Source organism: Secundilactobacillus hailunensis (assembly GCF_005405185.1).
Lineage (GTDB): Bacteria > Bacillota > Bacilli > Lactobacillales > Lactobacillaceae > Secundilactobacillus > Secundilactobacillus hailunensis.
On sequence record NZ_BJDO01000014.1, the window covers coordinates 41,636 to 53,354 of the forward strand.

Annotated in this window: 9 protein-coding genes and 1 riboswitch; of the genes, 5 read left to right on the forward strand and 4 right to left on the reverse strand. The window is 45.3% G+C overall.

The genetic code is table 11. The features are described from left to right. Positions 1–30: 30 nt before the first annotated feature. From FFM73_RS05505 to tenA, 3 genes are all read right to left on the reverse strand, one after another. Positions 31–852 (reverse strand): HAD-IIB family hydrolase, encoded by an 822-nt coding sequence (locus FFM73_RS05505; RefSeq protein ID WP_137630781.1) that lies wholly within the window; start codon positions 850–852, stop codon positions 31–33. Positions 853–930: 78 nt separating this feature from the next. After that, on the reverse strand, positions 931–1,413 hold the full coding sequence (locus FFM73_RS05510; protein WP_137630782.1) for a GNAT family N-acetyltransferase: 483 nt from the start codon (positions 1,411–1,413) through the stop codon (positions 931–933). A 65-nt stretch (positions 1,414–1,478) separates the two neighbouring features. Continuing rightward, on the reverse strand, positions 1,479–2,150 hold the full coding sequence (gene tenA, locus FFM73_RS05515; protein ID WP_137630783.1) for a thiaminase II: 672 nt from the start codon (positions 2,148–2,150) through the stop codon (positions 1,479–1,481). Between the two features lie 77 nt (positions 2,151–2,227). Beyond that, positions 2,228–2,324, reverse strand: a riboswitch (TPP riboswitch). Positions 2,325–2,819: 495 nt separating this feature from the next. On the opposite strand from tenA, the gene tkt reads away from it, so the two are divergent. The 5 genes from tkt (at position 2,820) to FFM73_RS05540 (ending at position 9,592) form a co-directional block, all read left to right on the forward strand. Beyond that, on the forward strand, positions 2,820–4,832 hold the full coding sequence (gene tkt / locus FFM73_RS05520) for a transketolase (RefSeq protein ID WP_268920505.1): 2,013 nt from the start codon (positions 2,820–2,822) through the stop codon (positions 4,830–4,832). Positions 4,833–4,854: 22 nt separating this feature from the next. Continuing rightward, positions 4,855–5,577 carry a transaldolase gene (locus tag FFM73_RS05525; protein WP_137630784.1) on the forward strand — a complete coding sequence of 241 codons (723 nt, stop codon included), beginning with the start codon at positions 4,855–4,857 and terminating at the stop codon, positions 5,575–5,577. Between the two features lie 159 nt (positions 5,578–5,736). Further along, positions 5,737–6,885: a glycerate kinase family protein gene (locus tag FFM73_RS05530; protein ID WP_137630785.1), complete on the forward strand. Its 1,149-nt coding sequence runs from the start codon at positions 5,737–5,739 to the stop codon at positions 6,883–6,885. Positions 6,886–7,305: 420 nt separating this feature from the next. Next, the gene (locus FFM73_RS05535; protein ID WP_235874460.1) at positions 7,306–8,445 is read left to right on the forward strand and encodes a HoxN/HupN/NixA family nickel/cobalt transporter; all 1,140 of its coding nucleotides are present in this window, start codon (positions 7,306–7,308) and stop codon (positions 8,443–8,445) included. 241 nt (positions 8,446–8,686) lie between these two features. Next, positions 8,687–9,592 carry a metal ABC transporter solute-binding protein, Zn/Mn family gene (locus FFM73_RS05540; RefSeq protein WP_137630787.1) on the forward strand — a complete coding sequence of 302 codons (906 nt, stop codon included), beginning with the start codon at positions 8,687–8,689 and terminating at the stop codon, positions 9,590–9,592. A gap of 69 nt (positions 9,593–9,661) precedes the next feature. Here the strand turns inward: FFM73_RS05540 and ptsP are convergent, their stop codons facing one another. After that, entirely contained in the window at positions 9,662–11,383 is a 1,722-nt protein-coding gene (ptsP, locus tag FFM73_RS05545) for a phosphoenolpyruvate--protein phosphotransferase (RefSeq protein WP_137630788.1), read from the reverse strand. Between the last annotated feature and the right edge of the window lie 336 nt (positions 11,384–11,719).

An 11,719-nucleotide genomic window follows, 5' to 3' on the forward strand; every position in this document is an offset into this window, starting at 1 on the left:
TAATCAAGCTGCTTTCGTTTATCTCAACTTCTACAGTGCCATCTTAAGTGTCTCCAAGACACCATTGTGATTATTATCAAACTGCGTGACGTGGGCTGCTGACTGGCGAATCTTGTCAGCGGCATTTTTCATTGCAAAACTGTGCGGCGTTATGGTCAGCATACTCAAATCATTTTCGTTATCGCCAAACGTCATTAACTCGTCATCGGCGATTTGATAGTGATCCTGCAGTATCTGAAGGCCGGAACGTTTCGTAGCGTTAGCCGACCCCACCAGATCGGTGTTAAAGCCCGACGTTTCGTTGGTTAATTTTGCCGGCAGTACTTGCGCTAATTTTGCTGAAGCCGAATCAAAGTTGATGCCGGGTGCGAAACTAACAGCCAGTTTAGTAAATTGATCCTTCACCGCCGTGCTCGCAATCGTGGCTAAATTATCAACGCCGATCACTGGTCGATAATAGTACTTCACAATTTTTAAAATTTTAGGATCCATATCCCGATTAACGTAAGTCCCATTTAACCCAGCCACCACTTCTTGACTGATCAGTCCAGGTTTAAAGCTTTTACGTAATAGCTGAATCACATCGTGAACCTGTTGATCACTGATAGCTTCAATGTGCTGAAGCTTGCCACCGCTATGAACGATCGCACCATTTTGTGAAATGTAATCCATCTGATCTGCGACCTCAGCAAATTCGTGACGTAAACGCTGGTACTGAGAACCACTAGCAGCAACGAAATGAATGTGGCGCGCTTTCATCCGCTTAAAAAGCGATAAAAACGTGGCCTTATCGTACTGACGTTTGTCATCTAAAAAAGTGCCATCCATATCGACTGCTACCATCTTAATCATTTAAATTACCCCGCTTCTGATATTTTTCATACCGTTCATGATAACGGAAAATAAGTCCTGTTTGCAAATTTTTAATTCTCAGTCTGCTAGCGACTTCAAATACCACGTATCACAGGCGCCATGTTCCGATTGCGATAGAGGCTGAGCTAAGGGTTTAAATCCCACCTTACTGTAGAGCTGATTAGCAGCTTTCATTGACGCAAAAGTCTCTAAGTAAAGTGAGCGATAATGTGCCTTAGCGTAGGTAAAACAAACTGGCAGCAATTGCGTGGCGGCACCCTGCTTTCGATAAGCTGGGTCCACGTATAATTTTTGCAGCTCAGCAATCCCCTGCTTGGGTGCAATCGGCCCCACACCACAGCCGCCAACTACGCGATTCGCAGCCGTAACTGCTACGAAGTATTTCGCGTTGGCAGTCTGCTGGTACCACTCGCTTAAATGGTCCACGAAAGGATCAAAATAAGCGGTTCCCGGTAGATTCAGCTGAAGTTGCTCTAAAGACGTTCGCAGGATTTTCGCCATCTGAGCGTCATCTGCCGGCTTAATTTCTCTAATTTTCATATGTAGGTCATCTTCCTTATATGTTTAACGAGCATTATATCAAACTAAAGGAAGATGTGAAAAGCCTAGGCCGAAATATGCCAGTTTTGCTTATCCAATGCCATTTGCCAGAAGGCCAATTCGTAAGCGCTGCTGCGAACAAAAGACGTCTTCATCTTAGCTTGAATAGCCGCATCCGATTGGTTGGCCGTTTGGTTAGTCAAGGCAATCATTTGCGTCACGCTGTCAGTGTAGTCATCACTGTCATAAGTTTCAATCCAGCGTTGATATAGCGGTACTGGCGACCCTTGAGCAACCAGTTGCTGGCCAATTTGATTGTAGAGCCAGTAACATGGCAGCAGCCCAGCAATGGCCTGCTGGGGTGTTCCCCGATACAGTTCCGCATACATATGGTTCACGTAGTTATAAGCGGTAGGGGCAACCGGCGTCCGCTTGATTTCATCGGGTGTAATCTTTAACTCCTCAAAAAAGCCTTCACGAACGGCCATTTCATCGTCCTTTAAGCCTTGAGCGCCAGCCAATAAGAACTGTTTGCCGTGGGCGTCATCGACTTGGTCGGCCACTAATTCATGTAACTTACCGAATTCACTCAGGTAGTAACGGTCCTGAATTAAATAGTAGCGAAAAACGTCTTGGGGCAACGTTCCTGACTGCAGTTCGTGAATAAAGGGATGTTCAAAGCTCTTCTGCCAGTACGGCGCAGCTGCCTGCTGGATCTGATCCGTAAATTTTGCCAAAATAGTTCCTCCTCAAGGCGCGCAAACTGCTGTACAGAAAAGCCGGCCAGAGAAAACCCTAGTCGGCAGTTTTATCGCAAAATACACGTTAACTTTCCTTCGCGAGGGTTAGCTCACAGGTTCAAAGGGTTCGGTCCATGACCGTCTCAGCAATTTGCGCCCCTAGTTAATATACCTTGAGTATAGCATGCTTTAATGCTACAAAAAGCTTAAAATGCCTTTTTTAATGTCGGAACTCGTGGTACTATTAATTAAACTTTTCAAATATTTTTCTTAATATTCCTTTAATAATTACTGAAGTGCTGATTTTTTCATGAAAACAGACAGGCTACCTTCCCAAAATTTAGTCTGACTTCCTAAATGTAACTTGTTTTCATAAAATACTCAGCTAATCAGTCCTTCCCAGAAATAAGTTCAGATCTTTTCGCTGAATTTATTTTGAATTGAAAACTATTTCAGATTTTCGCTTCATGCCCTGAAACTTTCATAGTCGTTAGAATTTTTAATTCGATGAATTGGAAAGTCCTAAATTAGCGTGCTTTCTATTAATCAAAATGCTATGAAAGTTTAATGAAACAGCTGGATATGCCAACTATACCATTTATGGTTAACGAGTTGACATATCTCGCCAGTTACCTTATATTTCTTAGGCATAGGAGCGTGATTAACTTGCAAAATAGTAACCTAGACCAAAGATCAATCAACGCCTTGAGATTTTTGAGTGTTGATATGATTGAAAAAGCCAATTCGGGCCATCCCGGCCTGCCACTTGGTGCCGCACCAATGGCTTACACCTTGTGGACTAAACATTTAAACATTAACCCTACTGATCAGCAATGGGTCAACCGTGACCGCTTTATTCTGTCAGCCGGACACGGTTCCGCACTGCTTTACAGTTTATTACACCTGTCGGGCTTCAAGCTGACTATGGATGATCTCAAACACTTCCGTCAGCTTGGCAGTAAAACCCCAGGCCACCCTGAATACGGTGTCGTCGATGGTGTAGAAGCAACTACCGGACCATTAGGCCAAGGCTTAGGCATGGCCGTGGGTATGGCAATGGCGGAAACGCACTTAGCTGCTCAATATAACCGCCCAGGCTTTGATATTATGGACCACTACACCTACGCTTTAGCCGGTGATGGTGACCTCATGGAAGGTATTTCGCACGAAGCTGCCAGTCTAGCTGGTCATCTGAAGCTAGGTAAGCTGATCGTCTTATACGATGACAACGGCGTGTCGCTTGATGGTCCTACCAACATGGCTTTCACCGATGATACGACTAAGCGGTTTGAAGCCTACCATTGGCAAGTCTTACACGTTGCTGACGGTAACGATACTGCCGAGATCAGCGCAGCCATCGAATACGCCAAACAACATACTGATCAGCCAACTTTAATTGATATCAAAACAATCATTGGTTTTGGGGCACCCGATGCCGGAACTAATGCCGTTCACGGTAAGCCGCTTGGCGAAGCTCACATGGCTTACGCTCGTGAAAAATTAGGCTGGGATTACCAGCCATTTGAAATTCCATCAGACGTTCGCGAAGGCTTTGACATTAACGTTAAGCAGCGCGGTATCGCCAGCGAAGACCGCTGGAACGCGTTATTTGCTGCTTATACCGTCCAGTTTCCTGATTTAGCCGATAAATTCTTAATGGGCTTCAAACCGGTCCATGCTGAACTTGATCTGCCGGTCAGCCACGTTGGTGAATCCGAATCTGGCCGTAATACCAGTCAACGCGTGATTGCTGCCCTCTCTGAACAATTACCAAGTTTTTGGGGTGGCAGTGCCGACTTGTTTGCCTCTAATAAGACTAACGTGAAAACCGCTGATGCTTACGAATCCAATGATCCAATGGGTAAGAACATCTGGTTTGGGGTCCGTGAATTCGCCGAAGCCGCTGCCGTTAATGGTATGATCCTTCACGGCGGTGTCCACGCCTTTGGCAGTACCTTCTTCGTGTTCTCTGATTACATGCGGGCCGCAATCCGGCTGGCTGCGATTCAAAAGATCCCAGCTACCTACATCTTCACCCACGACTCAGTTGCCGTTGGTGAAGATGGCCCGACCCACGAACCCGTTGAACACTTAATGAGCTTCCGAGCAATGCCCAACGTGAACGTCATTCGTCCTGCCGACATTAACGAAACCACAGCTGCCTGGAAAGCTGCCTTAGCTTCTGCTCACACCCCAACTTTATTAGTGCTGACACGTCAAAATCTGCCCACCTTACCAGAGACCGAAAATTTAGCTGATGAAGGTGTCCAGCGTGGCGGTTACGTCTTATCACCCGCTCAAGGTGACTCACCAGAGGGTATCCTGATCGCCACTGGTTCCGAGGTTCAAGTCGCCATGGCCGCTCAAGCACAGTTACTAAAAACCGGCCATGATGTTTCGGTGGTCTCCATGCCTTCATTTGAGCTCTTTGATGCCCAATCAGACGATTACCGCGAACAGGTCTTACCAAGTCACGTCACTAACCGGGTTTCCATTGAAATGGGTGCCACTTTTGGCTGGGAGCGTTATGTCGGCCTGAAGGGTAAGAAGATCGGAATCACCAACCGCTTTGGCGAATCGGGTAATCCAGATGAGATCATTAAATTATTCGGCATCACTGCTGAAAACGTCACTGCCACTTATTTAGATGCCTTCGCTGATACATCAGTTAACGCATAAATTCATATAGAGGTGAAATCATTTGTCTACACCAACGTTTAAAACTAAAATTTATTCAGATGGCGCCGATTTGGAAGATATGAAGGCCATCAATCAAAATGCTTTTGTCACTGGGTTTACAACTAATCCTAGCCTGTTAAAGAAGGCTGGCGTCACCGACTATTTAGCATTTGCTAAAAAAGCCGTTGCGACTTTCCCCGACGAATCAATTTCGTTTGAAGTCTTCAGTAACGATTACGACACCATGTTAAAAGAAGCCAAGTTGCTGCATGAACTTGGCCCGCACGTTTACGTGAAGGTGCCCATTCGAACCACTGCTGGCGAACCGACCACTGATCTGATTCATGATCTGACAGCTGCCGGCGTTCAGGTCAATATCACGGCAATTGCCACTGCCGAACAGGTCAAAGAAAGTGTGGCTGCCATCGTTCCTGGCACACCAAGTATCGTTTCGATCTTCGTTGGCCGAGTTGCCGATACTGGCGTTGATCCAATGCCGTTCGTTAAGAAAAGCGTTGAACTAACTGCTGAGCGTGATGATGTTGAATTACTCTGGGCCAGCACCCGGGAAATTTACAATATTACTCAGGCTGAAGCACTGGGCGTTGATATCGTGACCGTGCCACCGACCATTTTAGACAAGCTAGTTGCCAAGTATGGTCAAACTGGTGATGAAGTTACCATGAACACCGTCAAGGGTTTTGAAGCTGATATTAAAGCAACTGGTTTAAAGATCTTAGACTAGTTATGATTAACCATTAAAAATAAGCAGTTCACCGATTGGTCAAATACTGACTGATCAGCGAGCTGCTTTTTTTAACTTGAAAGTCCTGGCATTACGCTGTTAAATTGAAGGTAGCTTTAATTACCCTACATCCGATTACAGGCACTCACAGGAGGAAAAATGAAATTCGTAATTGCCCCGGATTCTTTTAAGGGCGGCATGACCGCCAAAGAAGCGGCTGATGCCATTCAACATGGCTTAAAGAAGATCTTCCCAGCAGCTGAATTTGAAAAGATTCCCATGGCAGATGGCGGCGAAGGTACCGTTCAATCGCTGGTTGACGCAACTGATGGGCATTTCATTCAAAAACAAGTCACCGGCCCCCTTAGCACACCAGTTCAAGCTGAGTATGGTATCCTAGGTGACCAAGAAACCGCCGTCATTGAAATGGCTTCGGCGAGCGGTATTCAGTTTGTGACTGACCAGACACATAATCCGTTGATAACCACCACTTACGGGACTGGTGAGTTGATGCTGGATGCAATGTCGCAGGGCGTCCACCAAATTATTCTCGGGATTGGTGGCAGTGCCACTAACGATGGCGGTGCTGGCATGGCTCAGGCCTTAGGGGTCCAATTATTAGATCAAAATCAGCATGAATTAAGCTTTGGCGGTGGCCGACTTGGCCGCTTAGCCCGAATTGAAACCGCCCACCTGAATCCGTTAGTCGCTCAAACTAAAATTATAATTGCTTCAGACGTCACTAATCCACTGGTGGGACCAAATGGCGCATCCGCCGTTTTCGGTCCCCAAAAGGGTGCTACGCCTGACATGGTCGCAAAATTAGATGCTAACCTGCAGCACTACGCTGCGATTATTAAACGTGACCTACATATCGACTTAGCTAATCGACCGGGTGCTGGTGCCGCTGGCGGACTGGGTGCCGGCTTGCTAGCGTTTACGAACGCTGATATGCAAAAAGGCATCGCTATCGTAATCAAATATGCACACTTAAAGCAACGCGCTTTAGGAGCCGACTTTGTGTTTACGGGTGAAGGCGGCATTGATTTTCAAACTAAATTCGGGAAAACCCCTTATGGTGTCGCTCAAGCAACCAAGTCTGTTGCACCCAACGCGCCAGTCATCGTTTTAGCCGGTAACGTCGGCGATGGTATCGATAGTTTGTACGATAAAACAGCGATTGACGCTATCTTCCCAATCGTTCCTGGTGTGACAACACTAAAAAAAGCTCTTGCTGAGGGACCTAAGAATTTATCTCAACTGGCAGAAAATGTCGGCCGGCTGATCAGCAGTATTATCAATCAATAGCTTTATTTACCTGATGATAAGAGTTTTCTTTTCTACCTAGTAATTATTTTAAACTAGTGGTTTCCTGCTGTCACATTGTGGTACTCTATATTAGTAGTCTTTTGATAAGAGATGAGCATACTTTACTTAAAGTGACTTTAACCGGCTACACCTAATTCAAACCTAATCAAAAATCCAAAATAATAATCTGCTATCTAGCTAGTTAAAGCGAACCGTTTGCCAGTAAGTGAAACCGCTTAAATTAGTCTGCGGACAAAACGGGTAAAACCGTCATTATCATTGGCGTTTTTAAGTATGATCAAAACGGGTTGGTCCAGTTAAGTCCTGAGAGCTATAAATAAACGTTAACTTATGCTGTGCACCATTTTTCTGGTATCACTAACCAGTATGGCACGAGCTGATAAGCATGGAGGCATTCCTTTGGAGTCTAAAGTTCAACATTATCCATTAAAACCGGATCTGTTCAAATTCGGCAGTTACGTCTTGTTTCTATTCGTCGTCGGTTGGGGACTGGTATTTGCTTACCTTAACCGCTACCCATCATTGTTAGCAATGGCCTTTTTATCATTTACATTTGGGCTGCAGCACGCCTTTGACGTGGATCATATTACGGCTATCGATAACATGACCCGAAAGTTAGTCAACGATGGAAAAAACACGCATGGCGTCGGTTTCTTCTTCTCGCTTGGCCACTCCTTAGTGGTCATTGTCATGGCGCTACTGACCATTTTTTTCGTTGAATGGTCCAAAAATCAGTTGCCAAAGATTCAGGACGTTGGCGGTGTGCTGGGTACCCTGTTCGCCGGATTCATGCTATTGTTACTAGGTACGATTAATCTTGTCATCCTGGCAGGTATCTGGAAGTCCTTTAAATCTATTAGTAAGGGTGATTTTTCATCCGCTAAGGCGTCAACTGATACCCGGATATTCCGGATCTTTAAACGGGCACTCAACGTTATTAACCATAACTGGCAGGTGGTCTGCGTCGGTATCTTATTTGGACTGGGGTTTGATACGGCCACCCAAATTGCCGTATTAGCCACATCCGCCGTTGCCACTAGTAAGGGAATTCCGTGGTTCGCGGTCTTTTCATTCCCGATTTTATTTACTTCTGGCATGTGCTTTATGGATTCCTGTGACGGGCTGTTCATGAGTACCGCCTACAGTTGGGTCTTCTCATCACCATTTCGAAAAGTCTACTATAATCTGGCTTTGACTGGATTATCAGTAACCGCAGCTTTCTTTGTGGGCATCGTGGACGTTCTCCAAGCCATTGGCGGCTTTTTAAAGTGGCACAATCCAGTGATCAAATTTGCGCAAGCTCTGAATTTTAATATTTTGGGAATCTGCTTAGTGATTCTCTTCATTATTACCTGGTCTGCCGCCCTCATCTTTTGGCGCGTCTTCAACCTTAAAGCCAAGGATGAAAAAGTTGTCGCAGCTGAGAAAAAGCAGGAAGACGCCTTTCAACAGGCTAATCTGTCAGAGAGTAATATTGAATCAGTTCACGCCAAGAATCTGACTGCTAAACAGCGTCATGAACAACACAGTATGAATTAAAAATAAGGTAATTATTGGCAAGAATAAACAATTGATATCACACTGCTAATCTTCTGAACTAATTTGAGAGTTAATGGTGCTTAAACTTAATGCGTTAATTATTGATATTATCAGTGGTTCAACGGGATACTTATCGGTTAGTAGAATAAGTGCCCTGTTGAACTTTTTTTAGCTTTGAATTAACTGGTAATAAGTATATAATGGTAATCATTATCATTTAACTTAGGAGGAAGCCTGATACATGTTAAAGCGTTATATTCGTCCACTTAGCACTTTACTCACACTCGTTTTTGTTGCAGTTTTACTCGTAGGCTGCACGTCAAAAACTACCGCGACCCACCATTCGCATCAAATCAACGTGGTGGCCTCGCTAGACTTCTACGGCGAGACCGCCAAAGCCGTTCTGGGTGATAAGGGAAGGGTCACTTCGATCATTGATAAGCCCAGTATGGAACCCCATGAATACGAACCCACGACCAAGACGGCCAAGCAGGTCAGTGATGCTGACGTGATCGTTTATAACGGCCTCGGCTATGATACCTGGATGAACCGCCTATCCGCTGATAATACGGGCACGACTAAGGTTAACGTTGCTCAAGGCATTATGAACCGGCACAATGGTGATAACGAACATATCTGGTACGACATGAAAACGATGCCGAAATTAGCCAATGAACTCGCTAGCCAATTTACTAAACGTCAGCCGCAAAACAAGGCTTACTTTAAACGTAATGCCCAGAAATATATTCGCTCACTAACCCCCCTAGACCAGAAAATAACGCAGCTCAGTCGTCATAGTCACCACGCGCGGGTCAACGTTTCCGAACCCGTTTTCGACTATTCCTTAGCTGAAATGGGCTATCGGCAAAACAATAACCATTACGCGCAGGCCGTCCAAAATGATACCGACCCCTCCCCTGCAGATATCAAACAGATGCAGGCCGATATCCGCCAGCATAAGATTGCCTTCTTCGTTGTGAACACGCAAGAAATTAGTAAAATGACCACCAATCTACTCTCACTGGCAAAGCAAAGCGGTGTACCAATCGTGCGGGTAACCGAATCACAGCCAGCGCACACCAGCTACAAGGCCTGGATGATGCGTCAATTTGATGAAGTCCAACGGGTGCAAAACGAAACACGCTAAATTTAAAATACATCATAAAAAGTGGGTCGATAATAATTTTATCAACCCACTTTTTGTGGTGTATATTAATTACTTGAGAAATTGTTTCACCATTTTTTCCGTATCGTCATTAGTTAACGCGTGTTTCAAAACGTGATCAACTAGCGCCGCGCATTTCGTCGTATCAAGTCTTTTCATGGTACTGCGGGTCCGTAAGATAGAACTGGCACTCATCGAGTATTCATCAAGCCCCATCCCCATCAGTAATGGTAGCGCAACCGCATCACCGGCCATTTCACCGCACATAGCAGCAATCTTGCCTTCCTGATGAGCAGCGTCGATCACGTGCTTGATCAGCTTTAATAGTGCCGGGTTATAAGGCTGGTACAGGTAAGAAACGCACTCGTTGCCCCTATCAGCCGCAAACAGGTACTGGATCAGGTCGTTAGTCCCAATACTGAAGAAATCAACTTCCTTAGCAAATGCTTCAGCAAAAATAGCAGCTGCTGGAACTTCGATCATCATGCCCAGCTTAATGTCATCGCCAATTCCCGGATCATTCACCTGCAACTTTTGTTTTTCTTCCATAAAGATGGCTTTAGCTTTTCTAAATTCTTCCAAGGTTGCGATCATGGGAAACATGATCCGTAGTTGACCGAATTTAGAAGCGCGAATCAGCGCCCGCAACTGGGTCCGAAAAATTGCTTGGCGACTCAAGGAAATCCGAATCGCCCGATAACCTAGAAACGGATTCATTTCCTTTGGCAGCGACAGGTAATCCAGCTGCTTATCACCGCCAATATCCATGGTACGAATGACGACCGGTTTGCCGTGCATCGTTTCGGTTACCTGCTTGTACGCCTTAAACTGGTCTTCTTCAGTAGGCAAACTATTGCTGTTCATGTATAAAAACTCAGACCTAAACAAGCCCACAGCGTCCGCACCAGCTTTGAAAACATCCGCCATATCAGTCGGCGTCCCAATGTTAGCCGCAATCTCAAATTTCTTACCATCTGCAGAAACTGACGGGGCGTTCACCAACGTTGCCCATTCAGCACGCTGTTTTTCAAATTCTTCAGCCTGTTGCCGGTAAGCTGTAATTTCAGTATCATCGGGGCTGGCGATGGCGTTACCAGTCAGACCATCCAAGATTACTGATTCATCATTCTTAATTTTTTGAGTCGCGTCACCAGCGCCCACTACGGCCGGAATTTCCAGCGTCCGTGACATGATGGCTGAATGACTGGTCCGACCACCGAGATCAGTAATGATACCTTTGATATACTGCGTATCCATCTGTGAGATATCTGAAGGCGTCACTTCATGAGCAACAAGAATGACGGGGCAATTAATGGCTGCCAGATCAGGTAAGTCTTTCCCCAGCAAATGGCTAAGGACTCGTTTAGTCACATCTCTGACATCGGCGGCCCGCTCTTGCATATACTGATTCGCAGTCATCGCTTCAAGCGTGTTGATGAAATCAGTCGTGACCTTTTTTAGGGCCTGTTCTGCGTTAACCTTTTGCACTGTGATCAACTGTTCCATCTGTTTGATCATTTCTGGGTCAGTTAAAAGTGCGATGTGCGCGTCAAAGATCGTTAATACTTCGTTATCCAAATGCCCCTTGGCCCGTGCCTTGATTGCCTCTAGATCCTTAACTGAGACATCAAGTGCCTGCTGCAGGCGTTTGATTTCAGCCTCCGGATTTTTGATAGCCACTTTTTTAAAGCTTAAATCAGGCGTGACTAACAGATAGGCCTTCGCAATTCCAATACCATCACTAGCTGCAATTCCCTTAATTTTTATCGCCAAAATAGTTACCTCGACTTCCAAAGACGACTGACTGATGCTCATCTTCAATCACATGGTTTGCTTTTAGTTCAGATTCAATTCCGCTGTGACTTACCTTGTTTCTTGCCTAAATTATATCGACTAAGAATTTTTTCTACAAGTCACTCAGTCATACGTTTTAAAAGAAGGTGCCAAAGCCACCGCTTTAACACCTTCACTCGTAGTTAAATTGGCACTTCGTCAAGTAGAGTTGATTTAGATTTATAGGAGTACTTAGACCTCAATTGGTCTAGGTGCTTTTTTAGTTGGCAGTTTTTTGGACAATGGTTTGAACCAGCCGCGTTCCAAAAAAATACG

What these genes read in the sequence shown, in the direction of transcription:
- FFM73_RS05505 (WP_137630781.1), bottom strand. Translation starts at nt 852, where the DNA reads ATGATTAAGATGGTAGCAGTCGATATGGATGGCACTTTTTTAGATGAC.
- FFM73_RS05510 (WP_137630782.1), bottom strand. Translation starts at nt 1,413, where the DNA reads ATGAAAATTAGAGAAATTAAGCCGGCAGATGACGCTCAGATGGCGAAA.
- FFM73_RS05530 (WP_137630785.1), top strand. Translation starts at nt 5,737, where the DNA reads ATGAAATTCGTAATTGCCCCGGATTCTTTTAAGGGCGGCATGACCGCC.
- FFM73_RS05540 (WP_137630787.1), top strand. Translation starts at nt 8,687, where the DNA reads ATGTTAAAGCGTTATATTCGTCCACTTAGCACTTTACTCACACTCGTT.